Origin of the sequence: Maritimibacter sp. 55A14 (genome assembly GCF_003122205.1) — a bacterium.
Lineage (GTDB): Bacteria > Pseudomonadota > Alphaproteobacteria > Rhodobacterales > Rhodobacteraceae > QEYE01.
The window spans coordinates 199,139-223,867 of the sequence record NZ_QEYE01000003.1 but is presented as its reverse complement, the minus strand read 5'-3'; the positions used below and the strand labels follow the sequence as shown (position 1 = coordinate 223,867).

Annotated in this window: 26 protein-coding genes and 1 tRNA gene; 14 read left to right on the top strand and 13 right to left on the bottom strand. The window is 64.4% G+C overall.

Annotation, left to right across the window (positions count from 1 at the left end):
- Nucleotides 1-49: 49 nt before the first annotated feature.
- Both DDZ14_RS04045 and DDZ14_RS04040 read right to left on the bottom strand, forming a co-directional pair.
- Nucleotides 50-1,507, bottom strand: coding sequence for a PLP-dependent aminotransferase family protein (locus tag DDZ14_RS04045; protein ID WP_109423649.1), 1,458 nt, complete (start codon nt 1,505-1,507; stop codon nt 50-52).
- Nucleotides 1,508-1,548: 41 nt separating this feature from the next.
- Entirely contained in the window at nt 1,549-2,433 is an 885-nt protein-coding gene (locus DDZ14_RS04040; protein ID WP_109423648.1) for a DMT family transporter, read from the bottom strand.
- Between the two features lie 184 nt (nt 2,434-2,617).
- Here DDZ14_RS04040 and DDZ14_RS04035 point away from each other — a divergent pair, with 184 nt between their 5' ends.
- Nucleotides 2,618-3,616 (top strand): sulfotransferase, encoded by a 999-nt coding sequence (locus DDZ14_RS04035; protein ID WP_109423647.1) that lies wholly within the window; start codon nt 2,618-2,620, stop codon nt 3,614-3,616.
- Here DDZ14_RS04035 and DDZ14_RS04030 read toward each other — a convergent pair.
- The 5 genes from DDZ14_RS04030 to DDZ14_RS04010 all read right to left on the bottom strand — a co-directional run bounded on the left by DDZ14_RS04030 (nt 3,603) and on the right by DDZ14_RS04010 (nt 8,325).
- Nucleotides 3,603-4,484: a DUF2189 domain-containing protein gene (locus DDZ14_RS04030; protein WP_109423646.1), complete on the bottom strand. Its 882-nt coding sequence runs from the start codon at nt 4,482-4,484 to the stop codon at nt 3,603-3,605. The two genes, DDZ14_RS04035 and DDZ14_RS04030, sit on opposite strands and share 14 nt — an antisense overlap.
- Nucleotides 4,485-4,622: 138 nt before the next feature.
- Nucleotides 4,623-5,585: a potassium channel family protein gene (locus DDZ14_RS04025; RefSeq protein WP_109423645.1), complete on the bottom strand. Its 963-nt coding sequence runs from the start codon at nt 5,583-5,585 to the stop codon at nt 4,623-4,625.
- A gap of 90 nt (nt 5,586-5,675) precedes the next feature.
- The gene (locus tag DDZ14_RS04020; RefSeq protein WP_109423644.1) at nt 5,676-7,055 is read right to left on the bottom strand and encodes an aspartate aminotransferase family protein; all 1,380 of its coding nucleotides are present in this window, start codon (nt 7,053-7,055) and stop codon (nt 5,676-5,678) included.
- 146 nt (nt 7,056-7,201) lie between these two features.
- Nucleotides 7,202-7,909 carry an NUDIX domain-containing protein gene (locus DDZ14_RS04015; protein ID WP_109423643.1) on the bottom strand — a complete coding sequence of 236 codons (708 nt, stop codon included), beginning with the start codon at nt 7,907-7,909 and terminating at the stop codon, nt 7,202-7,204.
- The gene (locus DDZ14_RS04010; protein WP_109423703.1) at nt 7,906-8,325 is read right to left on the bottom strand and encodes a DUF983 domain-containing protein; all 420 of its coding nucleotides are present in this window, start codon (nt 8,323-8,325) and stop codon (nt 7,906-7,908) included. The genes DDZ14_RS04015 and DDZ14_RS04010 overlap by 4 nt, the downstream gene beginning before the upstream one ends.
- Before the next feature lie 180 nt (nt 8,326-8,505).
- Between DDZ14_RS04010 and DDZ14_RS04005 the strand changes: the two genes are divergently transcribed.
- The 7 genes from DDZ14_RS04005 (at nt 8,506) to DDZ14_RS03975 (ending at nt 12,036) form a co-directional block, all read left to right on the top strand.
- Nucleotides 8,506-9,135: an EF-hand domain-containing protein gene (locus DDZ14_RS04005; protein ID WP_109423642.1), complete on the top strand. Its 630-nt coding sequence runs from the start codon at nt 8,506-8,508 to the stop codon at nt 9,133-9,135.
- An 83-nt stretch (nt 9,136-9,218) separates the two neighbouring features.
- Complete coding sequence (locus tag DDZ14_RS04000) at nt 9,219-9,800, top strand: RNA polymerase sigma factor (RefSeq protein WP_109423641.1); 582 nt, start codon at nt 9,219-9,221, stop codon at nt 9,798-9,800.
- Complete coding sequence (locus DDZ14_RS03995; protein WP_109423640.1) at nt 9,797-10,189, top strand: hypothetical protein; 393 nt, start codon at nt 9,797-9,799, stop codon at nt 10,187-10,189. The genes DDZ14_RS04000 and DDZ14_RS03995 overlap by 4 nt, the downstream gene beginning before the upstream one ends.
- Nucleotides 10,186-10,698, top strand: coding sequence for a periplasmic heavy metal sensor (locus DDZ14_RS03990; protein WP_109423639.1), 513 nt, complete (start codon nt 10,186-10,188; stop codon nt 10,696-10,698). The genes DDZ14_RS03995 and DDZ14_RS03990 overlap by 4 nt, the downstream gene beginning before the upstream one ends.
- 48 nt (nt 10,699-10,746) lie before the next feature.
- Nucleotides 10,747-10,822 (top strand) — tRNA-Ala (locus DDZ14_RS03985).
- A 400-nt stretch (nt 10,823-11,222) separates the two neighbouring features.
- On the top strand, nt 11,223-11,660 hold the full coding sequence (locus DDZ14_RS03980) for a TonB-dependent receptor domain-containing protein (RefSeq protein WP_158275458.1): 438 nt from the start codon (nt 11,223-11,225) through the stop codon (nt 11,658-11,660).
- Nucleotides 11,590-12,036, top strand: a complete 447-nt coding sequence (locus tag DDZ14_RS03975) for an amidohydrolase family protein (protein ID WP_158275457.1) — start codon at nt 11,590-11,592, stop codon at nt 12,034-12,036. The genes DDZ14_RS03980 and DDZ14_RS03975 overlap by 71 nt, the downstream gene beginning before the upstream one ends.
- A gap of 397 nt (nt 12,037-12,433) precedes the next feature.
- On the opposite strand, the gene DDZ14_RS03965 is transcribed toward DDZ14_RS03975, so the two are convergent.
- Nucleotides 12,434-13,456: a methionine synthase gene (locus tag DDZ14_RS03965; RefSeq protein WP_233252472.1), complete on the bottom strand. Its 1,023-nt coding sequence runs from the start codon at nt 13,454-13,456 to the stop codon at nt 12,434-12,436.
- Between the two features lie 199 nt (nt 13,457-13,655).
- Complete coding sequence (locus DDZ14_RS03960; RefSeq protein WP_233252471.1) at nt 13,656-14,588, bottom strand: complex I NDUFA9 subunit family protein; 933 nt, start codon at nt 14,586-14,588, stop codon at nt 13,656-13,658.
- 578 nt (nt 14,589-15,166) lie between these two features.
- Between DDZ14_RS03960 and DDZ14_RS03955 the strand changes: the two genes are divergently transcribed.
- Both DDZ14_RS03955 and DDZ14_RS03950 read left to right on the top strand, forming a co-directional pair.
- Nucleotides 15,167-15,973, top strand: a complete 807-nt coding sequence (locus tag DDZ14_RS03955; protein WP_109423634.1) for a DUF1194 domain-containing protein — start codon at nt 15,167-15,169, stop codon at nt 15,971-15,973.
- Nucleotides 15,974-16,527: 554 nt separating this feature from the next.
- Nucleotides 16,528-17,124 (top strand): hypothetical protein, encoded by a 597-nt coding sequence (locus DDZ14_RS03950; RefSeq protein ID WP_109423633.1) that lies wholly within the window; start codon nt 16,528-16,530, stop codon nt 17,122-17,124.
- A gap of 355 nt (nt 17,125-17,479) precedes the next feature.
- On the opposite strand, the gene DDZ14_RS03945 is transcribed toward DDZ14_RS03950, so the two are convergent.
- Complete coding sequence (locus DDZ14_RS03945) at nt 17,480-17,908, bottom strand: hypothetical protein (protein ID WP_109423632.1); 429 nt, start codon at nt 17,906-17,908, stop codon at nt 17,480-17,482.
- Nucleotides 17,909-18,067: 159 nt separating this feature from the next.
- Between DDZ14_RS03945 and DDZ14_RS03940 the strand changes: the two genes are divergently transcribed.
- The 3 genes from DDZ14_RS03940 (at nt 18,068) to DDZ14_RS03930 (ending at nt 21,997) form a co-directional block, all read left to right on the top strand.
- Complete coding sequence (locus tag DDZ14_RS03940; RefSeq protein ID WP_109423631.1) at nt 18,068-19,765, top strand: winged helix-turn-helix domain-containing tetratricopeptide repeat protein; 1,698 nt, start codon at nt 18,068-18,070, stop codon at nt 19,763-19,765.
- A gap of 593 nt (nt 19,766-20,358) precedes the next feature.
- Complete coding sequence (locus tag DDZ14_RS03935) at nt 20,359-21,537, top strand: NAD(P)/FAD-dependent oxidoreductase (protein ID WP_233252470.1); 1,179 nt, start codon at nt 20,359-20,361, stop codon at nt 21,535-21,537.
- 304 nt (nt 21,538-21,841) lie between these two features.
- Nucleotides 21,842-21,997, top strand: coding sequence for a hypothetical protein (locus DDZ14_RS03930; RefSeq protein ID WP_199221279.1), 156 nt, complete (start codon nt 21,842-21,844; stop codon nt 21,995-21,997).
- Between the two features lie 104 nt (nt 21,998-22,101).
- Here the strand turns inward: DDZ14_RS03930 and DDZ14_RS03925 are convergent, their stop codons facing one another.
- Nucleotides 22,102-23,295, bottom strand: coding sequence for a Fic family protein (locus DDZ14_RS03925; protein ID WP_109423629.1), 1,194 nt, complete (start codon nt 23,293-23,295; stop codon nt 22,102-22,104).
- 259 nt (nt 23,296-23,554) lie between these two features.
- On the opposite strand from DDZ14_RS03925, the gene DDZ14_RS03920 reads away from it, so the two are divergent.
- On the top strand, nt 23,555-23,977 hold the full coding sequence (locus tag DDZ14_RS03920; protein ID WP_109423628.1) for a hypothetical protein: 423 nt from the start codon (nt 23,555-23,557) through the stop codon (nt 23,975-23,977).
- A gap of 18 nt (nt 23,978-23,995) precedes the next feature.
- Here DDZ14_RS03920 and DDZ14_RS03915 read toward each other — a convergent pair whose 3' ends face one another.
- Nucleotides 23,996-24,199: a hypothetical protein gene (locus tag DDZ14_RS03915; RefSeq protein WP_109423627.1), complete on the bottom strand. Its 204-nt coding sequence runs from the start codon at nt 24,197-24,199 to the stop codon at nt 23,996-23,998.
- Nucleotides 24,200-24,441: 242 nt separating this feature from the next.
- Nucleotides 24,442-24,726, bottom strand: coding sequence for a hypothetical protein (locus DDZ14_RS03910; protein WP_109423626.1), 285 nt, complete (start codon nt 24,724-24,726; stop codon nt 24,442-24,444).
- Nucleotides 24,727-24,729 lie beyond the last annotated feature (3 nt).

Sequence of the window (24,729 nt, the reverse complement as noted above, 5' to 3'; positions counted from 1 at the left end):
CGTTAGGGCCAGATCGCGGTCGCGGATAGGGCCAGCGCGACGGGAGGTCTCAGTCCTTCATGGCCTGCGCGAGCCGGGCGATGCCTTCGGGGATGCGATCCGCCGCGATCGAGGAATAGGCGAGCCGGAAGAAGTTGCGCGGCGGCGCGCTCGCGGCGAAGAATGGGCGACCGGGATCGAAGAGCACGCCCTGCGGGGCCAGCCGCGCGGCCAGATCCTCGGCGTCCAGACCGGCGGGGCCCTCGATCCAGTAGCTGGTACCGCCGAAGGCCGCCTTGCCCGCGACCAGTATGCCGTGCTGCGCCAGCGCGCGGTCCATGATCCTCCGGCGCTGGTGAAAGGCGTCGCGCATCCGGTGAATCAGCGCGTCATAATGGCCGCGCGCCAGGAAATAGGCGGTGGTGCGCTGCATGTGGCCGGGCGGATGGCGCAACACCGCGCTGCGCATCGCGCGGGCCTCGGCGATGAACGGTTCGGAGGCCACCATGTAGCCCAGCCGCAGCCCCGGAAAGAGCGACTTGGAGAAGGAACCGATATAGATCACCCGACCCTCGGTATCGAGCGATTTAAGCGCCGGGGCCGGGGGGCCGAGGAAGCTCATCTCGAACTCGTAGTCGTCCTCCACGATCAGAGCCCCCGTCGCGCTGGCCTGCCGGATCAGCGTGCGCCGCCGGTCCAGCGGCATGGTTGCCGCGGTGGGCGACTGGTGGCTCGGTGTGGTGAAGATGACATCGGCGGCGGGCAGGTCGTCGGTGGGCAGGCCGCGCGCATCCACGGGCACGGGTTGCACCTTGCATCCGGTATGCGCCAGGCTGGCGCGCAGGCCGGGATAGCAGGGATCCTCGATCACCGCGCGGCGACCGGGGGATAGCAGCAGTTGCGCGGTCAGCCACAGCGCGTTCTGCGCTCCCACCGTGATCAGCACCTGACCCGGCCGTGCGAGAATGCCGCGCCGGGGCAGGGTATGGCTCAGGAGGAAATCCACCAGTTCCGCATCGTCACGGTCGGCGTAATCCGCGGTCAGGCTGTCAAAGGCCTTCCGTCCCAACGCCTGATGCGCGCAGAGCCGCCATGTGCCCTGATCGAAGAGCGCCGGGTCCACCTGCCCGTAGACGAACGGATAGGGCGCGCTGCGCCAGTCGGCGGGCTTGGGCACCAGCGGAATGTCGGCATAGCGGCGCACGATCGTCCGATCCCAGTCCACCCGGTCGTCCGAGGCGCTGGGCGGCAGGTCGCCCTCGGGCGGGGTGGGGGCATTTTCGGAAATGTAGTAGCCGGAACGGTCGGCGGCGCGCAGGTAGTCGTCGGCCACCAGCTCGTTATAGGCCAGCGTCACGGTGATCCGAGAGACGCCCAGATGCCGGGCCAGCCGCCGCGACGAGGGCATCTTCTCGCCCGGTCGGAACCGGCCGGACAGGATCGCCGAGGCCACGATCTGCTGGATCTGGCTTTGCAGCGTGCCCTCATGCGCGGGGTCGAGAAAGAACGTGTCCTCGGAGATCGCCATGCCCCGATCATTCTGGACCTAACGCCTCAACGCAACTGGATTTACGGATGCGGTGGCATCGGTACCCGGCGCGCGCGTTTCAACGCGATGAGATTGGAGATCAGCAGAACCCCCAGCACCATCGCACCGCCGACGAGCGTGCGCAGGCCCGGAAACTCGCCCAGCACCGCCCAGATCAGCAGCGGCGCGAGGATCGCCTCCAGCAGCAGCAGCAGCGATACCTCGGCGGGCTGTATGTAACGCGGACCGAGGGCCATGAGGCTGGTGCCGATCGGCACGAAGACGCAGCCCAGGAATGCGGCCCAGATCCAGTCCATGCCCTGCATCGTCTCCGGCGCGGCGAAGGGCAGCAGCGCCACCGTGGTCAGCAGATAGGCCACGCCCGCCGCCGGCACCATCGAGATATGCCGCGCGCTGCGGGCTGCGGTGAAGGCGAAGGCCAGCGAGATCGCCGTGCCGAGGGCGCAGAGATTTCCCCAGAATGCCGGGCCCGACGCGTTGAGCTCGCCCGAGGCGATCACGCCCACGCCGGCCAGCGAAAAGGCGATGGTCCATGCCATGCGCGGGGTGATCCGGTCGCCCAGAACGGCGCGGGTGACCAGCGCGGCGAAGACCGGAGAGGTCGAGACGATGAATAGCGCACTCGCCACGGTGGTCAGTTGCACGGCGGAGACGAAGAGCAGCGTGCCCAGCCCCATGAAGACCGCGTAGACCAGCCCGGCGCGCCCGAGCCCGCGCAGGATCGCCGGCGTCCGGGCGCGGTAGACCAGTGTCAGGCCGATCAGGATCACCGACGAGGCCAGGCAGGCGCGCCAGAAGGCGATGGTAAGCACGCCCGCGTCGATCAGCCGGATCAGCAGGCTGTCGGGCACGATGGCCAGCACGCCCAGCGTGGTGATCAGAACGCCCTTGCTCTGCTCGGTCATGGCCGCGCCCCTCCCCGGACAGCGATTGTCGTAACCGGGCGGAGGTTAGGGATGCCGGGCAGGCGGGGCAATGGCTTACGGCGGGGGCTGTGGAATGTACATTTCCCCTCGGATCGGCTAGGAGGCCGAGGCATTGCCCGGCCCGCGATCCCGGTTGGGCCGGAGGCTTGTGAAAGGACGGCGCATGGCGGATGCGGGCGATCGGGAACACCGCTTCCTTGTCCATCTGGGCTATGCCAAGGCGGGCAGCAGTTTCCTGCAGAAGGTACTGTTTTCCGGCGCGCATCCCGAGATCGGCGTGCTCGGCGCGGGCGCAGGGGCGGATCCCGCGCCGGGCGGGCGTTACCTGAAATCGGGCGCCGGGGTTTTCCTCGACGGCCCGGAGGGCGCGCGCCATGTCAGCCCCTTCGCATACGACCCGCAGGCCGCGCGGGCGCGTATCCTGGATATGGCACGCGGCGGCAAGCGGGTCAGCGTCATCTCAAACGAGGAACTGGCCGGCCACCCGTTCAGCGGCGGTGTCTATGCCGGCGAGATCGCCCGTCGCATCCGCGACACGCTGCCGGATGCGCGCATCCTGATCATGTTCCGAGAACAGCGCGCGATGTTGCTCTCGGCTTTCGCGGATTTCGTGGTCAAGTCGAACGGGCGCGCATCTCTGGCGCGGTATCTGGCCTCCACCCACCACATGCAGGTGCCGTGGCATCAGCCCGATTACTACTGCTTCTCGGGGCTTGTCGGCTGGTATCGCGGGGCTTTCGGCGCGCGCAACGTGCTGGCGCTGCCGATGGAGGCGCTGGCGCGCGATCAGGACGCGGCGCTGGCTGAGATTTGCCGGTTCCTGGAGGTTCCCGCCCTCGCCAAGGCGACCGGGCGCGGGCGCGAGAACGTCCGCAATTACCGCAGCTATGCGGCGCTGCGATGCCTGCCCTGGATAAACGCGGTGGGCCGGCCGCGGCCGACAGGCGGAAACACGGGCTGGAATATCCCCGGCCTGCATGAGGCGCTGCGCGTGGGCGCTACGGCGCTGACCCCGCGCTGGGTGGAGGCACAGGTTCTGCGCCGCGACCGGGCGCGGATCGAGGCACACCTAGCCAGCCGGATCGCCGCGGACAACCGCCGGCTGCAATCAATGACTGGCCACGACCTTGCAGCGCTGGGCTACCTCGTCACGACGGGGTGACGCGCGGCGCCGGCTCCACCGCGCGGCGGTAGAGATGCCATGTGGCGTGCCCCAGGATCGGCAGCACGAGGACGAGCCCCAGCAGCAGCGGCAGCGATCCGAGCGCCAGCGAGACCGCCACGATCAGACCCCATGCGGCCACCGTCACCGGGTTGCGGCGCGTCAGGCGGATCGAGGTCGCCACCGCCACCGGCAGGCCCACATGGCGGTCGATCAACAACGGGAAGGAAATCACGCTGACCGCCAGCACGCTCGCCGCGAAGAGAAAGCCCACCCCGGTACCGATCACGATCATCGCCCAGCCCGGCCCGGTCGTCAGCACTTCGCGAAGGAAAACGGTGATCGACACGGGAATTTCGGGGCCCATCGTGGCCGAGTGGATCCAGCCCGCCGTCACGATCCAGATGATGAAGAGCGCCAGCAGGTAAAGCCCCAGCACCAGGATCGGCCCCAGCGACGGGGAACGCAGCACGGCGAAGGCGTCCGCCCAGCCGGTTTCCAGCCCCAGCTCGCGTCGGCGGCTCATCTCGTAGAGCCCGATGCCTGCCACCGGACCGATCAGTGCGAAGCCCGAGACGAGCGGGAAGATCAGCGGCATCATGTTGCGGTCGAACGCGAACCAGACCAGCAACAGTCCCATGAGCGGATAGAGCAGCACCAGAAAGAAGACATCGGTGCGAAAAGCGGTGAAATCCTCGACCCCGGCGCGCAGCGCGGCGCGCAGGTCGTCGAGCGTGATGTCGCGCAGTTGCGGCGGCGCGCTGTTCTCCTCGGCCGCCAGTTCCGATGCCGCGGCGGCCGCATGGGCGCTGGCACCGCCAAAGGCATTGAAGAGCCAAGAGCCGGGATTCCCGATCGTTCTGACCATATCTGTTCCTCCTTCGGCCAAAGGTCACTCAGGAGGCGCCGGATCCACTATCTTGCCGGACGGGACCGGCGACCTTCTTGAATCATAACACGAAATCGCGAATTGCGCAGTCACGATCGCGCGCGGCCCCGTGGAGCCTCAGCCGGGGGGCTTTCTCAGAGGCTTGCCGCAATGCGGACAGCGGCTGGCCTCCAGCCATTGCCGGTGGCGCAGCACGTCGCGGCGAATCTCATGCGCGATGCGGGCGTTGAGGCCCAGTTTCTGGCGCAATTCTTCCAACTCGCGCTCGTCCTCGGTGTCGATGACACCGTCCTGAAGCGCGGTGCGGAACTGCTCGGCCAGTTCCTCGCGGCTGCGGCGCAGCCGGTCGGCCAGGCCGCTGGCCAGGATACCGGCGGGCAGGGCGGCGATGCCGATGCCTACCACTGCCACGAGCCCGCCGAACACGCGCCCGGCAGGGGTGATCGGGGTGACGTCGCCATAGCCCACGGTCGTCAGCGTCACCATCGCCCACCACATCGCCGCCGGGATGGACCCGAATTTCTCGGGCTGCACCTGATGTTCGGCCAGATAGGCGCCGCTGGCCGCCAGGATCAGGATGATCGCCAGGATGAAGAACCCGGCGAGAAAGGAATTGGCCTCCTCCCGTATCACCTCCAGCAACATGGTCAGGGCGCTGGAATAGCGCGTGAGTTTGAGAATGCGCAGCAGCCGGACCACACGCAGCACCCGCAGATCGACGGCGAAGAATGCGCCGAGCCAGAACGGCAGGATGGCCAGCAGGTCGATCAGCGCGAGCGGTGTGAGCATGTAGCGCAGCCGTGGCCAGGGGCGGGCGAACCTGGCTTCGTCCTCCACGCAGGACCAGAGGCGGGCGAGGTATTCAAGGGTGAAGATCAGGATCGACACCCGCTCGATGGCCAGGAAGAGCGCGCGGTGCTGCGCCGCGAGCGCGGGCATCGACTCCAGGATGACCGCGATCACGTTGACGGTGATCAGTGCGACCAGCGCAGCATCGACAATGCGGCTGACCGGATCGCCAGTGCTGTCCTTGCGTAGCGCGTCATGGAGCGATCTGCGGAATGTCCTGCTCTTGGTCATGCGATCCCCCGATGTTGCGGGGGCAGACTAGGCGCAAAGCGGCACCGGGCACAGCCCCGCAAATCGGGCCGGACCCGGCGCCTGGCGCGCTCAGCCGAAGACCTTGGTCAGTGCGTTGCCGATGGCATCGGTGATCTGGTCTATATCGTCGGGCGTGGCGATCAGCGCGGGGCTGAGGCATAGCGTGTTGTTGAAGCCCGGCACCGAACGGTTCGTCGCGCCGATGATGACGCCCTGCGCCATGCAGTCCGCCAGCACGGCCTGAACCTGCTTTTCCGTCACAGGCTCCTTGGTCTTGCGGTCGGCCACGAGTTCCGCGCCGCAGAAGAGCCCCTTGCCGCGCACATCGCCGATGACCGCGTGCGTCTCCTGGAGCGCGCGCAGGTTGTCGAGTACGCGCGCGCCCATTGCAACGGTGTTCTCCAGCAGGCCCTCCTCCTCGATGATGGCCATGTTTTCCAGCGCCGCGGCGGGGCCGGCGGTGCAGCCCCCGAAGGTGGAGATGTCGCGGAAATAGTCTAGCGGATCGTCCGGGTCGGCCTTGAACATCTCGAAGACGCGCTCGTTGGTCACGGTGCAGGCGATCGCCGCGTAGCCGCTGGCGACTCCCTTGGCCATGGTCACGAAATCCGGCTCGATTCCATAATTCTGGTAGCCGAACCAGGTTCCGGTGCGCCCGACGCCGCAGACCACCTCGTCGATATGCAGCAGGATGTCATATTTGCGGCAGATCTCCTGTACGCGGGGCCAGTAGCCCTCGGGAGGCGGGATGACCCCGCCGCCTGCCGTCACCGGCTCCAGCACCAGCGCGCCCACGGTGTCGGGGCCTTCGCGCAGGATCACCTCCTCGATGGCATCGGCGGCGCGTTCGCCGTAATTCTCGACATCCCACTGGGCGCGATATTCCATGCAATGCGGCACCTCGACGAAGCCCGGCGTGAACGGGCCGTACTGGTCGGAACGCTGATACTGGCCCGAGGTGGAGAGCGTCGTGATCGTGGTGCCGTGGTAGTCGCGTTCGCGGAACAGGATCTTGTATTTCCGGCCGCCGTATTTCTTGTGCGCGATCTGGCGCACCATCTTGTAGACCTTCTCGTTCGCCTCCGAGCCGGAATTGGAGAAGTAGACGCGGCTCAGCCCCGGCATCTTCTCGATCAGCCGCTCGGCAAAACGCGCGCCGGGGATGGAGCCCGCGGAGCCCGCGAAATAGTTGAGTTGCACGAGTTGGTCGCGCACCGCGTCCGCAATGCGGGTGCGTCCGTAGCCCACATTCACGGTCCACACGCCGCCCGAGACGGCGTCGATATGTTCCTTGCCGGTGGCGTCCCAGACGCGCATCCCCTTGCCCTCGACAATGATGCGGGGATCGACCGTCTCGAAGGGCTTGTGCTGGATCAGGTGATGCCAGACATGTGCCCGGTCCGAGGCGATGACATCGGCGAGGTCGTTCTTGCTGTATGGTATGGTCATGGCGGATATCCCGGATAACGCCCGGCGCGTGCCCTTCGGCACCGCCTGAGGTCAGATTTCAGGTGTCAGAAGCGAGAGTGCCTCAATCGCGCATGCCGCGATAGGGCCAGAGGGTGCCTGCCGATAGAGCCAGATCGCCGCAGGGCTCAGAGCCGGTCGAAATAGGACCGGCCGTCCTCGTGATGGAAGAAGGGGATGCTGGCCGGGGCGCCGCCGCTTTCCAGAAGCGTCTGAAGCTCGGCCAGAACGACTTCGGTGATGAAGGGCAGGTCAAGCTTGCGCACCGCGTCGAGATCGGCCCAGTGCAGCATCGACAGCTCGTCCGAGGCGTGCGAGAAATCGTCGAGATCGCCCAGGACATGGCGCGCATCGGCCATGAAGAATCGCGCATCGAAACGCCTTGTGCGGCCCGGAGGGGTGATGGCGCGGAACATGTAGGTCAGCCCCGCGCCGGAGGGCAGCGCGCCGGCGTCCAGGAAACCGTGCCAGTCGGGATGATGGCTGTCGCGGGCTGCGCGGGCGGCCTCGGGGTCGTGCCGGCCCATCAGCAGGCCGGTCTCCTCCCACAACTCGCGGATCGCGGCCAAAAGAAGCGGCTCGGCCAAAGCCGGGTCACTGGCCGTCGCCAGCCGGTGCAGCGTCGCCGGATCGGCCGGGGCGCAGAGCCGCGCCTGAAAATCCGCCGCGGTGTCGAGCGCGCCGCCGGGGAAGACGAATTTCGACGGCATGAACGCGGCCTTGCTGCCGCGCTGGCCCATCAGGATGTGCGGGTCGCTTTCAATATCGCGCACCAGAATGACCGTGGCAGCATCGCGCACGGGCTGGTCCGGCGCGTTCGCGCGGGCGGCGGTCATTCGGCAGGCGCGCTCAGGGAGGCGTCGGCGAAGCCGTGCATCCGCTTGGCCCATTGCAGCCCCACGATCGCACCCTTGAGACGCGGCAGCAGGAAGAGCGACAGCGCCACGCAGCCGACCGAGAAGCTGACCGCGAGGATCAGCGGGTCGGGTTGCAGGCTGACAGACGCCCAGAGCAGCAGCGGCGCCATCAGATGGCCGACGATCAGGATCGTCAGATAGGCCGGCCCGTCATCGGCGCGGTGGTGGTGCAGTTCCTGTCCGCACACGGCGCAGGAGCCGCGCACCTTCAGATAACTGCGCATCAGCGGACCCGCGCCGCAGCTTGGGCATTTACGCCGCCAGCCGCGCAGCATGGCCGGGCGAACCTGGCGTTCCGGGCTGAGTGCCGGATCGGGGGAGGTGGTGTCTTTCATGGCGACAAAATAGGCCATTGCAGCGCCGATTACACCCGGTCCCGACCACTTGCGGCGGGATGTCGCAAAAAAACCGCGCCGCGGGCGACGGAACCGGCGCCGCCTTCCGTATGAGTGTGCAAGGACGGCCACGGACCGGCGCGTCCGGATGCGCGAAATCGCAAGACGAAGGAGAAGGACATGAGAACCAAGACAGTTGCGAACATCCTGGTCGCGATGGGACTCGGCGGGGTGCTGGCAGTCAGCGCCGCGGTGGCGGAAGGTTCTGACGGACGGCAGGACCGGATGGGCGCGCATATGGGCAGCGGGATGGGCAGCGGCATGATGCGGAACTTCGGCGAGGCAGATGCAGATGGCGACGGCAAGCTGACCCGCGAGGAGATGCAGGCGCACCGCGCCGAGCGCTTCGGCAGCATGGATGCCGATGGAGATGGCAAGCTCACCGAAGCTGAAATCACTGCGGCGATGATGGCGCAGGCCGAGGCACGGATGGCTGCGCGCGCCGCCCGGATGGTGGAGATGTTCGACGCCGACGGCGACGGAATGGTGGCCAGTCACGAGATGGGCCGGGTCGACCGCATGGACATGATGTTCCGGCGGATGGACCGTGACGGCGACGGCGCCATCGACGCGGACGAGCGCCGCGCCGGAATGCGCAAGGGACGTGCGGGCGGATTTGACGGGCACCACGGGGATCGCGGCGGCCACCACTTCGGCTGGGGCGGGCATCACGGGGACAATGACCGGCACCACGGCGGGTACGGGCATGAGCGCGGTATGGGTCACGGCTACGGCTACGGCGCGGACTGATCCGCACGGCCTCCGGCGCGGTCAGGTCCGCTCCGGGGCCTGCGGATTGATCACGCAGGCCGGAGGCTGTACCTCCCTGGGACATGGTGATGCCCTTCGACGCCCTGACGGAGCTTTCCGACGACGTGCTGATGCGGCGCCAGGCGCAGGGCGACGGCGAGGCGGCGCGCGTTCTGACCCGGCGCCATGCGCCGCGGGTTCTCAACCTCGCCTGGCGGATGCTGGGCGACCGGGACGAGGCAGAGGACGTGACGCAGGAGGCCATGCTGCGGCTGTGGCGCGCCGCGTCCGACTGGCAGCCGGGCCGCGCGCAGGCTTCGACCTGGCTCTATCGCGTGGCGTCGAACCTCTGCACCGACCGGCTTCGCCGGCGCCGCGGGGTGGCGCTCGACGCCGTGCCCGAGCCGGTGGACGGCGCGCCTTCCGCCGATCAGCGGCTGATGGCGGCCGACAGGGCGGCGGCGTTGCAGGCGGCGCTGGACGGGCTGCCGGAGCGTCAGCGCGTGGCGGTGGTGCTGCGGCATCTCGAAGGGCTCGGAAACCCCGAGATCGCCGCCGTGATGGAAACCAGCGTGGAGGCGGTTGAGAGCCTCCTCGCGCGCGGCCGGAAGGCCCTGGCAGCAAAGCTGGCGCCGGACCGGGAAGAATTGGGATTGGACAGATGACGCAAGAGAGAGACGCGATTTCGCCCCGAGAGCAAGAGGCGCTGGAGCGCGCCTTCGCCGCGGCGCGCGATGCGGCCCCACCGCTTTCCGCAGCCTTGGAGGCCGCGATCCTGCGCGATGCGGTGCAGGCCGCGGCGCCGCGCCGGGCCGTGGGTACGCCTGTGCCCTGGTGGCGCGGACTCTGGCAGGGGTTGGGCGGTTGGCCCGCCGGGGCGGCGCTGGCATCGGCCGCGACGCTGGGCATCGCGCTGGGCTATGGCGGGGCCAAGCCACTCGCCGGTATCGGGGACGTTCTGCTCGACAGTGGCCAGACGGCCAGCGCCGAAGACGGGTTGGAGGACGCGCTCTACGCGGGCTATGACCTCGCCCTTCTGGAGGATGAGGGATGAGCGCGGAAGAGCCGAAACCCGCCGGCGCCGGTCGCTGGGTCAAGATCGCGCTGGTGGCCTCGCTGGCGCTAAACGTCGCCGTGCTGGGGCTGGTCGCGGGCACCGTCTTCAGCCCCCATCACGGCAAGGACCGCTGGCGGCATCATTCCGACCGAGGGCTGATGCCAATGGGGCTGCATGTCTATGGCCGGGCGATGCCCGACGCCGACCGGCAGGCGCTGATCGACGCCGCCCGCGAGCACGGGATAAGGCGCCAGGACGCGCGCGAGGAACTGCGCGGCCATTTCCGCGACATGGTCGCTGCACTCCGGGCCGATCCCTTTTCGGCGGAGCGGGTGATGGTGGTGCTGCGCGCCCAGCATCGAAGCGTCGGCGCGCGCATCGTCGAGGGGCAGTCGTTGCTGGTCGCGCGTATCTCCGCCATGTCGCCGCAGGCCCGCCACGCCTTCGCCGACCGCCTGGAGGATCGGCTGGAACGCTACGCCGCGCGGCGTGAGGACGATCGCTGATATGCTCGCTTGACAGGGGCGCAGAAAATCGTCACATAGCGCCGCGTCGGGGCCGTAGCTCAGTTGGGAGAGCGCGTCGTTCGCAATGACGAGGTCAGGGGTTCGATTCCCCTCGGCTCCACCATTATAAAGATATAACTAATTGCTTTTAAGGAAAAATTTCTCTTTCCTTTAGGCGTCTCCCAACTATCTTCCCAACAGGCGGAGCAATCCATTGGCTCGACCTGTGGGCTTCTCGTTAACATGGTTCCGCCCGACTTCAGTGTGAGCTGAAAAAAGCAAGCCGACCAGGTCATTATCCGAAATCGGAGCCGCAGGGCCGCATCCCCCTACTCTACCTTCGTGAGCAAATGGATGGTGACGTGTGCGAACTAACCCGTTAGGTGGCCGGAGGTTGGTCCTGCACTCGCCAAGAATGCGTGGACTACATCAAGAAGGGGCACACGTCACGACCTGCAGACGCTCATCACCGATTGAAAAGCAGTTCCAGCTAGGGACTCTGCCGCCAACTCTGAGATCTGTCATTGTTCTTCCAGAATCTCCGGGAGGGGAAGGCCTTCCCCAGCGGCCGAGCCGGTCGTCTCGGTCGACCCCTTCTGCGGGGAGACCTGTCGGGCGCGCGCTCGGGCAACGACGTGCCGAACGTTCCTGCACTGACGGCGAATGTCGGTCTTCAATTCCAGACGCCTGCCGATGCCATTGGCCTTTTCGGTGACCTGACCGGCAGGTTAACCTATCAATATGTGGGTTCCCGTGCGGCCGATGTGGCGAACACCTTCGATTTGAATGGCTATGGTCTCGTCAATGTCAGGCTAGGCTGGCAGCACGACGACGTGAGCGTTTACGCATTCGCCAACAATCTGTTCGATGAACGCTACGAAGTGTGGGGACATGCAGTCGGTGCATCCGCCGGGATCGGCGGGGCTGCCGCTGGAGCCCACCACATCCATCATGGGCCGTGAGCGTTGGGCGACCGCGTTCCCCTGGCGCATGATCCTCGAACGGGACGTACCGCTCGCGTTCGGGACCGATTGGCCTGTATCGCCGCTGTCGCCGCTTTATGCCCTGCATTGTGCGCTGACCCGAACGCCTTGGGCCGACGACATGCCGGACCAACGCATCAGCCTAGATGCCTGCCTTGCCGCCTATACGACCGGCGGGGCTTATGCGGATTTCAGCGAGGACCGACGTGGCGCGCTGAAGTCGGGTTTTGACGCGGATCTGGTCCTGATTGACGGGGATCTGGAAGGGCTGGTCAAGTCGGCGGACGCTGCATCGATTGCAATGACGATTTGTGACGGAAACATCACGTATCGAGACACCTCGGCTTGTCCATGAAGAAGGACAGCTCGAGAAATTTGATGCCTTTTCTCGGACCACTCAGGTGGGGCTGGTCAACACCCCGTTCATGGGCAGGTCAAGGCATTGAACTGGCCCCATTTTCGACCGGACACCTGGGCCTGAACCAGGAGGCTTAGGCATATCCCTAAGCACGTGCTCATGTCTGAAGTTGAAATCATCACGGATGGTGGCCGTCGTCGCCGCTGGAGTTCCGCCGAAAAACTGCGGATTGTCGAAGAGACGCCGGACGGCAGCTACGGGCCGTTTGCGAATGGCTTCGACCGCTGCACTGCCCAAGCGCCGTCGCCAGAAGCGCCGCTCCGTTGGAAGTGCGAGCCCGCGCTCCCCAGTGCTTCACACGAGGCGGCGCATCCGGTGAGTATCGGTCGTCCTCCTAACCGGCCAGTTCCTTTCGGATGATCTCTGCCCCTGCACCCAGCGCCATCAGCTTGCCTTCCGCGACCCGGACCGGCAGCGGCGCCAGCCCACAATTGGTGCAGGCAATCAACCGCTCGGGATCGACGAACTCCATCGCCGCCCGGAGCGTCGCAGCGACCTTCTCCGGTGTCTCGATTTCGTTCGTCGCGACGTTGATCGCGCCGACCAGGACCTCCTTGTCCTTCAGGGTCGACATGACCGAAAGCGGCACATGCGAATCCGCGCATTCCAGCGAGACCTGATCGATGCGGCTCTCGTTCAGCGCCGGGAAGAACTGCTCGTATTGCCGCCACTCATCGCCCAGCGAATCCTTCCAGTCGATGTTTTGCTGGATACCGTAGCCATAGCAGATGTGCACCGCGGTCTTGCAGCGCAGCCCCTCGATAGCCCTGTGAAGGCAGTCGACTCCCCAGACTGGAACCTGGTCCATGAAGGCGTTGAAGGCCGGCTCGTCGAACTGGATCACGTCGACCCCAAGCGCCTCCAACTCGCGGGCTTCCTCGTTCAGAAGTCCCGCGAAGGCCATCGCCATCTCGGGACGCGAGCCGTAATGCGCGTCGGCGATGGTGTCGCAGATCGTCATCGGTCCGGGCAAGGTGAACTTCAGCTCCCTGGTCGCGTGCGGGCGAAGGAACTTCACGCCGTCGCCGTGCACCGACTTTTTCCGCCGCACAGCCGACGTCACAGTCGGCACCTGCGCGTCATAGCGGTTGTCGCGGATCCCCATGGTCGTCATCCGCGACCAGTCGATCCCTTCGATCTCCTCCAGGAAGCCGTGGACGAAGTGCTTGCGGAACTGCTCGCCGTCGGACTGAATGTCGATCCCGGCCTCGTCCTGGATTTTCAACCAGCGAAGCGCCGCGTCCCTCTGGCCTTCGATCAGGGCCTCGCCCTCGAGCTGCCACGGCGCCCAGAGTCTCTCCGGCTCCGCCAGCCAGCGCGGCTTTGGCAGACTGCCGGCAATCGTCGTCTTGATCATGATCCCCATCCTCCCGAGACATACTCTAGTCGGCGGAGTGTCACATGCAAATGGGCGAGATGCCGGTTGCGTGGGCGCGAGCCGCCGGTGGCCATCGCCCGCTGCCTGAATGCTGCGATGTGCCGCGAACGGCTGCCTGGGAGAAGCTGTACCGCAACATTCCTGTGGCCCCTGATGGCGGCTCTGGGCCGGTCCACGATCAGAGCAACCCCAGTTCGGTGGCAGACCGTGGCGCAATCGAGAGGTCGGCGAATGTTGCGACACCATCGCCGACAACATTGTCATGCTGCATCAGGGCGACCTGGGCAGGGGTCAGAGGCGGCCTGGGCAGCAGGCTCGCGCCGGCAGCAAGGGCCCACCAGAACGCAAAGGGCAGCGGCAGGAGCAGCCGCCGCCGGTTCGCGCGCGCGGCGAGGCGCTGCAATATATCCCGGTACGTGAAGCAGTCAGGCCCGCCCAGTTCGAACACGCGGCCGCGGGCGTCGCCCAACTCGAGCGCGCGGCGTATGGCTTTCGCGACGTCGCCGACATGAACAGGCTGGAGCCGCGTGCGACCGTCGCCGAAGAGCGGCACCACCGGCAGATTCCGGATGATCGCGTCCAGGTCGCCAAAAAAAGCACCGTCCCGGCTGAACATGACGCTGGGACGTAGGATCGTCGCCGCAGGAAAGGCACGCCGTACTTCTTCCTCGCCCTCGGCGCGGGCGCGGATGTAGGCTGACGGGGAGCGGGGATCCGCACCGATCCCGGAGAGGTGGATGAGGTCGCGCAGCCCTTGTGTCTTTGCGGCCGCCGCTATGGCGCGGGCGCCATCCACATGCACGTCGCGGAACAACTCGGTCCGCGTCTCGATGTAGAATCCGATACAATTAATCACTGCGCTCGCGCCCTCAACGGCGCGGCGCAAGCTGTCATGGTCCCGAAGGTCGATGCGGATCAGGCGAGTCCCGTGATCGTTCCCGTCGGCAAATTGAACGGCTTTCTGCGGAAACCGCGTCGCGATGCCGACGCGAAAACCATGGTTTCGCAGATCCCGAACCACCCGATTTCCCAGGAATCCGGTGCCGCCAAACACGATCGTGTCTTTGCTAGCTTTCGGTGCCATCAATGCCATCCCGCTGTTCTGGATCAAGGTCACAGCATCGCCTCTATAAGGATAGTTGTCCTTTGGCGGATTTGTACCGAGGCTGTGCACGTTATGCCGATCCACCGGCCCTAGGACTCGTGCAACCGCTTCTGCTCCACAATCGTCTCGCTGATGCACGCTTTACATCGCCTTGGAGCATGTCCCCAGTCCGTACCGGCAAGAACATTCCCTTTTGTTGGCAAACATTTCCCGCAGCTTGGACATTGCAAGCAGAGCTCATGACCCTATCTCGATCGGACCACCAAGTCACAGCGGACAGGCAAGTGCGATGACAATCGGGGCGGCATGCATTCAAAAGGACAGCGCGGCATGGCTCGAGGCGGGAGCGGGCGTCCCTGAGCAGGTTAAACATTAAGGCCGCGTTAACCGCGAAACCAGAAAGCTCCAGATGCTCGGATGATCAAGCATAAAATGTGGATCATTTGACATTAAAGCGACAGGGGATTTGGCGTTCCTTGGCGCTGCGCCGACGCGGAGAGGGAAGGAGCCCTTCTGCCACAGGCTGCGGCGCCCCCACACCGTGCGGATCGGGGGCGCTCCCATCCATCAAGCAAGGAAATCCGATGTCTCGCAAGTTCACCTTCGCCGCCGCCGCACTGACCGCGCTCTGCGCCCTCTTTCCCTGGCGTAGCGTTCGTGCCATGCGGACGGGACATATCCTTGCCTCGATAAATGCCGCCGTGGTCGCCCTTCTCACCTGCCCTGCCGTCTCGCAAGAGCGAATGGAGGTGCATTTGGTGCTGGCCTTCGACGTCTCGGCAAGCGTCAATGACGTGGAATTTAACCTGCAGCGCCAGGGCACCGCCTGGGCCCTGCGCACGAAATCGGTCGCCACCGCGATCGACAAAGCATCGGGCGGCGTGGCGGTCGCGGTCGTCCAATGGTCCTCCATCAGCCGCCAGGCACTGGGCCTCGACTGGGTCACCCTGCGCACGTTCGACGACGCACTGAGTTACGCCAACTCAATCGAGGCCCTGCCCCGCCGCATTCCGGGTGGCGGCACCATGATCCATTCCGGCCTCGACTTCGCCGGCACCATGTTCGATACCGCCCCGGGCTCCGCCCGCCGGCAAGTGATCGACATCGTTGCCAACGGGCGCTCCGACGACCACGACAAGCTGCTGGCCTCCCGCGAACGGCTGCTGCGCCGGGGCATCGTGATCAATGGGCTCGCCATCGAAGAACACCGCGACGACCTGACCAGCTATTTCCACCGCTTCGTCATAGGCGGGCCGAGCGCCTTCGTCGTCACTGCGCAGGATTTCGAGGACTTCGGCACCGCAATGCAGATGAAGCTTTACCGCGAGTTTACAGGCACCGTGATTGCAAAACGTCCGCACAGAACAGTTGTCCGTGCCAATGCATTGTAGCGCCGGCTCTTAGCGCAGCCGAGTCGTGGAAACCGGAATGCGACACCCGTCGCAGACCAAGGCGCGTGGCAAGATCGGTATCGCGTACATATGGTCTTGTCATGTTTGGACGTGTCTCCACAAGCAGGGCGCTCGCCACCTGCGAACAGGGCGGTGAGCACGCCACGAAGATGATGTAGATGGGGAATGTCATCGTCATGACGGCGAGCACCTCCGGTCCGACGAAGCGAACCAGAAATCAGGCATCGGCCGTCGCGATGGCCCGACGCATCTAATCGGGAAGAACGGCGGCAAGGGTGTGGCAGCCACTTCGGGGGGGCGTCCCAAGGGCTATGCACGTCGCCAGAGGCTATGAAGGCGCCCCTGGGCTGGCTCCAGGGGAACTCATGGGGGGGGAAGGACAGAGGCCGGGACCTTGCGCCGGTGTACGGGCGTCACAGGGAACCGCTTCTTCCAAGTGCCGCGACTCGGCAACGCGTGGTATGATGATCCGTTTGGGTCGGTATGCTTGCCCATTTCACACCTCGCCGGCCCCGTTTTCGGGAGAGACGATCATGAAGCCTGGCATTGTCTGCTTGTGCGCTGCCGTTGTGTGTCTTCTTTCAGTTTCACCACTTGTTGCCGACGACTACGACCTCGATGAACTCCGCACCATTTCCGAGAAGTATCGCGACGTGAATGTGGCGCTTGCCGATGGCTACATCCGTGACCCTGCCAACCATTGCGTCACGGCGGCCTCCGAGGGTTATCCCGCGGAATTCGGTGCGATGGGCGTCCACTATCTTCATCCCGCGCTGCTTCAGATCACCGGCGACAGACCCCGCGTGGACGGCACCGGAACGCACACGGATTTCAGGCGTCCGGCCGTCCTGATCTATGAGCCCCAGGCCGACGGCTCACATGTTCTCGTGGCCATCGAGAACCTTGTCTTCGAAAAAGCCTGGCGTGCCGCGGGCCATGCCGAGGCGCCGATGATGAACGGTCGGCACTGGGACCACATGTTCGATCGCGAGGACACGCCCACAGACGAGGCGCACGGGTTCATGCCGCATTTCGATCAGCATGTCTGGCTGCATCGCGACAACCCTGCGGGCAGCTTGGAGCCGTTCAATGTCAACGTGACGTGTGAACACCACCAGAGGCTTGAGTAGCGGCACCGGATGGCTCCGCGAGATTTCATGAGGCGACACGACGGCCGAGGCGATGCGCCAGCCTGCGGGCCATTCTGAGCGCACGTAACGCTAAACATAGTAGTGTGTAACACCCTTCTCCGCCTGCACCTCTCGCAGATATCCCGCGCGGTCGCGTGATCGTCAGAAACCCGTTGCGGCGCTTGAGGTGAAAGCCGGGCCCCGCCTGACCGTTGCGATCAGGCGGGGGCTACGCGTACCTAGATGGAGCTCATCTTTCTGGCCACTCCCGACACCGATTAGCCATGCAATACCCGGTTTCACCGAACGGAAACGACGTGTTGCAGGAGTCGTGATCTGCGGGGCGGCGATGCCGTCAGATCATGTTGCCATCAACGGACTCGATGATACGACCGCGCAGGCTGCCGTCGAGTTCGAACTTGTGCATGGCCCCATCGATCATCAGCACGTTCACGCAGCGCAGGCGCATGGGCTCCTTCCCCCGGATACCGAGACAGACGTGATTGGCGAGGTCGGTTGCATAGAACCCGTCAAGCGTCTTCTCTGAGCCGACCGGCTTCAGGACCATACCGTTCCCGCCGTCGTAATATACGAGAACCTTCGCGCCCGTGTTCATGTTCTCGAACTTGACGGTCTTGTCAGCGAGGCGTGCCTCGATCTGATCGGCCGTGAGCTGCGTCGCGCCGTTGGTCAACGCATCCTCCATTTCGGTGGCCGTGGCGCCGGTTGCAGCGGCGGCTGCGATTGCGATCGCGCCGGTGAAAGCGTGGATGAAGTTTGTCATTGGGTCTTTCCTCTCTCTGTCGGTAAAGCTGTTTGCCCGTCCCCGTTATGGGCGTGGGCTCGTCCATCCTCGAACAAACGCCATGCTTGCGCTTGAGGGAGCTCTAGGGAATCCTGAGGAAGGGATAAGTTTTTCACGGCGCGATCAGCGAGGTGCTCGATGCCCTATCGCTTCGGTGATTTCACCTTCGATCCGGATCGCGGCCTCACCTGCCGTGGTGAGGTCGTGTTTCTTGAACCGCGAACGGCTGATCTTCTCGCATATTTGCTCGACAATCCGGGTCGCATCATATCGCGCGAAGAACTCTGCGAGAAACTCTGGGATGGCAAGATCGCCTCCGACGCCGCCATCAGCACGCAAATCCGTGGCGTACGCAAAGCGTTGGGCGATGACCGGGAGCACCAGAAGTTCGTAAGAACCCATCCGCGTCGGGGTTTCAGCTTCATCGCTCCGGTCGAGCAGGAGTTCTCCGAAGAGATTGAAACCGTATCCTCCGCGGCGGCTCCGGCAGAACATGCTATGCCGCCACCTCAGCCATCAACGAACACGAAACCGCGCCATTTCCGCGCGATTTACACGCTGGGTGCGGTTGGCCTCGCAGCGGTGATCGTCATTGGCCTTTTGGTGGGGGCCCGCGACGTATTCGACGGTCGGACCAAAGGCCGCGATCTCGCGATCGCCGTCTTGCCTTTCGACAATGTCTCGGGCGACGCCTCGAGGGATTACATTTCGGACGCCTTCACCGAGGATCTGATCACCGATCTTTCCCGCATTCGAGACGCCTTTGTGATCTCGCGCAGCACGTCCTTCACATATCGCGGGCAGAACATTGACGCTACCTCGGTCGCGAAGCAACTCGGGGTCCGCTACGTTCTCGAGGGAACCCTGGGGATCAACGGAGAAAGGGTGCGTATCAACGCCCGTTTGGTCGACGCGGAGTCCAGCAGCTACGTCTGGTCGGATCGCTACGAGCTTCCCTTGGGCGAACTCTTCGACGTGAAGGAAAACGTTACTGGCCGGATCGCCTCGGTCTTGCGGGCGGAATTGCGCCGGGCAGATGACGCCAGACAGGAACCTGAACTTGCCGAAGACGCTTGGGACTATGCGCTTCGCGGCAACGTATTGCTGTACAACCACCAGAGCGTCACGGATTACCAGGAGGCACACGCGCTGTTGAGCAAGGCCGTCGAACTCGATCCCGGCATCTCATCCGCCTGGGGAGGGCTCGCCTTTGTCCACTTCGTTGCCAGCTCCGCGCCGATCCCGGGGATCACGAGGCCGGACTCCGCAAGGATTTCGCTCGACGCGGCCCAGAGAGCAACGCGGGCCGACCCGATGAATGCCGAACCCTACTGGCTGGTGGGGGCAGGCTATGCCCGCATTGGCCAGCCGGAGCGCGGCATGGAGGCATGCGAAACCGCGATCGAACTCAATCCCAACATGGACTGCGGTCACGTCTGCGCCGGGCTCGTTCACCTGGGATTGGGAGAACCGGCCGAGGCGGTGCCATATTTCGAAACCGCGCTGGCGCTGAACCCCCGTTTTCGGACGTTCACGAAGGAAAAGTATCTTGGCCTCGCCTATATTCAGCAAGGGAAGGACGGCCTTGCCATTGCTGCGTTGAACCGTGCGCTCTCAAAAGCACCGGAAGACGGGTTCGCAAACCTTGCTCTTGCCGCGGCTCTGGCGCTCGATGGTCGGGAGGACGCAGCACGAGTAGCTCTATCGCGCCATTTGGATCTGTCGGACCACAAGCCGCCCACGCTCGCGTCACTTAGGGAGCGTCTTGAATGGCTCGGCCCTGGGATAGAGCGAATGCTATCGGGTTTGCGCACTGCTGGTCTTGAAGAAAGCTGAACTGAAGTGTCAAGGGCGGCACAAAACTGGGCCAGTCGGGCGGTGTAAAAATAGGCCAGTTTGGGGTTTGAGCGCGGCGGTCTGATCTGGCGCGGTTCAAACCTCCTTTTGGCCGCTGGCAGAAGCCGTTAATGGAATTCTGGACACATCCGACATTGAGCCCCCTAACAACTCTCGTAGTGCGTTGCTGAGCGCGTCTAGCTTTCTGACGCATGTCGACGTGAAAGCCGATGGGCGCGCTCAGTGACGCGTACAGCGTCTCGCAGCACGGTGGTTGGATGCCGTCATGTGTTGCGAGCGTCTCACGCGTCAACCAATCTTGGGCACATGTTGAAAAGCCGTCGAGTTGTCCGGAAAACCGGAACCGCGTCAGCCAAACGCCTTGCGGTCGCCGCAGGTGCCCTGGAGCTAAATTAGCCAACGGAAAACCGTCCGGATGCCACCGGTCGCAGAGCTGATTGAATTCCGCTCATCCGGGGGTAAAGACCTTTCATTTGAAGACTCGTGGCGTCGGCGCCTATCGTCTTGCAGCGTCCGCAGGGGAGGTTGAATGACCCCGCGAAGTCGGAACGTTCAGCGGCAAGGGGTTGCTTGTGAAACCGATTGCACAACATAGGCGGCGAGTCATTGTCGTCGGTGCCGGCCTCGGAGGTTTGGCCACCGCTCGAGCCCTCGTTCGCGTGGGCGTGCCAGTGACGTTGCTGGAGAAGAACGACGGAGTGGCCGAGCCATGGCGACGGCGGCATCCGCAGTTGCACCTTAACACGCACCGCGCGCTCTCGGCACTTCCGGGGCTGGATATTCCGAAGCAGGCCGGCGCGTTCCCGACCCGGGACACAATCGTGACCTATCTCGAGGACTATGCCCGAGGGCTGGACGCACCCATCGAGTACGGGGTTGAGGTCAGCCGCCTCGATCCCACAGATGACGGCTGGCGCCTGGCCACCTCAACCGGTCCGCGCACGGCACGACATGTGGTAATTGCGACCGGCCGCGACCGCGTGCCGTGGATGCCGGACTGGCCGGGAAAAGAGGGGTTCTCGGGCGAATTGCTGCATTCGGCTTATCTCGGCGATGTGGCGCGGTTCAAGCACAAGCGCGTGCTCGTCATTGGGGCCGGCAATTCCGGGACCGACGTCATGAATCACCTCGCGCGGATTGAGACGGAAGCGATCTGGGTTTCGGTCCGCAACGGGCCAACGATCTTTCCGACGCGCCTGCTCGGCATGCCGATGCAGCGGCTGGCGCCACTCGTGGCCGCGCTGCCTGTGGGGGCCGCCGACCGTGTTCTGACTGCGCTGGAGCGGCTCGCCTTCGGCGATCTGAGACGACATGGCATGCCTCCCACTGCCGAGGGTGCCGTAAGCCGCCTGGCCCGCGAGGGCACGGTGGTGGCCGTCGACGACGGCTTCGTGGCAGCGCTCAAGGCGGGGCGGATAAGCGTCGTGCCTTCGGTGCACCGGTTCGATGGCACCGGCGTCATCCTTGCCGACGCGCGGCGTCTCGAACCCGATGCTGTGATTGTCGCTACGGGATACCGGACCGGGCTCGAGCCGATGCTCGGCCATCTTGATGTTCTCGACGAGGCCGGGTGTCCACGCCAGTGCGCCCGCCCGGTTGCCCCCGTGCTGCCGGGCCTATGGTTTGCCGGCATGTGGCCGAGCCTGACTGGCTTTTTCTATGAGACGGCCAAGCGAAGTCCGCTGATCGCGGCTGGCATCGCGGACGACTTGGAGTCGCGTGGTCTTAGTACTTTGGAACAAACAGCTTAAGCTTGTCCGATCCGCGCTCCGGGCCCAAGTGGCGCGTTCGTCGAAGTCCGAGAGATGGCACGGAGCAGGTAGCTGCTCGCATAGCGCGTCAACCTAACCTGGGTAGCGAATAACGCCTGGCCGCAAGAGCGACAGATGACGTAGCGCCGCCAAAGCCTTCCTGTTTTATCTTCCACGCCGCCACCTTCCAGACAACTTGTATAAGCTTCCTGCATATTCGGGGTCATTTCGAAGCCACGCGGCATCGGCACAGGCTTGAGCCTTATACAGGGATGATCACATCGAACTGCGCAGCGAAGGCCGCGTGCCGCTTCCCGTGACCGAAACCGGCTACCGGTCGAACTTTCTGCCCTGCGGCCATGTCGCCGAATACGGCGGCGCGGTGGCCTTTGTCACGGCATGGCTCGACCACGAGGCCGCGCAGACCGGCTGGAACGGGGCGCAGCTATCGCTGTTCTAGCGGTGAAAATTTTCGCGGCTGGCCCCGAGGCCAGCCGCGAACTGCCTATCTATTGATAAGCAATTTTGGCATTTCCGCATATCAGGTGATGGACAGGCAGTTGCTCACTGTTCGGGAAACAAGCCAGGCATCCAGCGCCCCGCAAGCGTTGCCGGAAATGCCAGAACCAACGGCGCGCGCGAACTTTCCGATGTCAGCGCGCCCGCATCGATCAGCGCCGAGGTTACGCGCCGCGCCGTCCGGTCGCTCGCGCCCAGAATATCGGCAACCGCGCCGCGCGGAAGCTCACCTTCGTAAAGGATTGCGCGCAGAACCGCGTCAGATTTCGGGGGCAGCCGCCCGCCACGAATTTCTTCTTCCGCCCAGATCATGATCCGGTCGCGCAGCCGATCCAACTTCATCAGACCTTCCATGAATTCCACCTGGTCGATGCAGGTTTGCAGGAAGAACTTCGCGAAGGCGGCAAGCGCCGCTTCGCTAAGCGTTCCGCGCCCATCACGGTCGCCGTGCCTCGGCTCGTCGCACGCCTGCAAGTGCTTCTTGTAGGCCGCTTCATTGCGGGCAAGCCCGCGCGCGACCGACCAGAGCCCGCCCGTATTCAGAGAGTCGCGCAGCATGGCATAGGACATCAGGCGCGCGACGCGCCCGTTGCCATCCAGAAACGGGTGAACCCAAAGGAGCCGGTGATGCGCGCACGCCGATGCGAGGATCGACTCGATCCGGCCCGACATACGGTAGGCTTGGTGCAGGCGGTCAAGAAAACGCGGCACAGCACCAGGACTGATCGCGACGTGACGGCCCACTTCCACGTCGCGCTCCCTGTATTCGCCAGGAACAACGGGAAGACGCTCGCCGGTGCTCGGCATCTCCACATAGAGCAGATCTTCCGGTAGCAACTCACAGAAGCGCTTATGTATCTCGCTGATCATCGCCGGAGATGTCGCGGGCTCTGTCAGCCCGCCGTCATCGATCCATTTCTGGACGGCGATATGTGCCTTGGCTTCAAGTTGTAGATCGCGCTTCTCGGGATCGGCGCTATAATCGTCATGAAGAGCGCGCTCGATATCGATAGGGTGCGTGTTGTGGCCTTCGATCAGGTTGCTGTAGTAGCAATTCATGGAACGGATGAGCGCGGCCAGCGCCGCCGCAACCTGATCCGGCAGGCTGCTGCGGAAGGCAGCGGCGCGCGCGGCGAGATCGAGGGCAAGATCGTTCAGCTCGCCCCTGTGCGGCGAGCCCTCGCTGACCATCAGCGGCTCGAACAAGCCTATCGTCTCTTTATCGTCCCGTAGCGTCATGTATCCTCGTATTTGGCCGCTTTTCTGGCAACTTCTAATGTAGCGTTTCGTCAATATTAGCATGCGTTTAGTTTATGTGTCAGCAAATTTCTGACCGCACTCATGGCCGGTTCCTTGGCCGCTTGGGGGCGGGGGCAGCGCCGCAGCCGATACCGTCTTCGCCGAACCCGGCACGGAGAACCCGCCGTTCAAAGGACCGGCGTCGGATGCTATCGTCGCATGGGCCGCTGCGTGTTGCGATTGAAAGGAGATAGTTGCGATGATGAATTTTCCCAAGCCTGTTCTGGCCGGTTTCCTGTTGACTGCCGCCCCCGCCTTCGCCGATCCGGCAGGACTCTATTGCACAGACGGCGGAGACAGCTTCCTTATCGGACAACCTGCGGGCGACGACGCGTTTGACGTACGGATTATCAGTTGGCAGGGCGGTTTCCATTGCGGCATTGACGGCACGGCCCATGCGATGCCGGACGGCTGGCTGCTCGAAAGCCAGGGCTGCGCGCTTGAATTGCGGGAGGAGAGCGGCGCAATCAGGCTGGCCGCATCGCCCCCTGAAGCCTGCGCGCCGTTCTGCGGTGCGCAGGCGACTCTGAACGGGTTAACCTTTCCGCGTTCAGGCCGGATGACGGAAAGCCCCGATCCTTCGCTCTTTGAACGCGATCTCGGCGAGCTCGATCCTTGCTGAGACGGACTGTCCGGCGCATTAACGCCTGCATGGCGGTCGCGGTGCCGGTGTAGCCGTCAGCCCCATGGCGCGTTCGATGTTTTCGAGGCTTGCCAGTATATCGCGGCGGTCCGGTGTGTCGGGCTCGGTTTCGATCAGCAGCATCGAAAAAAGCTGGTGCAGTTCGCCGAGTTCCTGGGCCGTCAGGCCGTGCAGTTCGTGCATGGTGAGAAGCGTGATCATGTGATCCTCCTTTTCCGTTTCGCGGCCCGACCAATTCGGGCCTTCTCGGGATCAGGAGGCGCAGGAAGCGGCTGCTATCGGACACCTTCGGGCGTAACGTAGTGAAGCAGGCACACCGCCTTTGCCGCATGCGCAGCCTTTTCTGCCATTCATGATTTCCGGAAGCGCCGATGGACGGGCGCGGGAGGAAGGGGATCGCGTAGTGAAAGCTGATCAACATGAACGAGCTGCTCGCGGGGTTATCAGTTAAACCGATCCGGCGTGGTCGAGTAGATGCAGTCGAAGGCCGGATCATCGACGATGACAAATGCGATGTCGTAATCAGCCGAGACGTTGTGACTTTCCATCAGGAAACACCAGACCTGATGCCAGAGGACGCGCCCAGCCAGCGTTGGCCGGAAATCCATCCGGTATTCGGCCACGCCAATCGGTGACGGGCAGCCGCAGCGCTCGCACGCGGTCTCCAACTGTCTTGCCGCATCATAGACGCGGCGCGGAACATAGGTGATCCAATCCGGTTTGTTCATCGC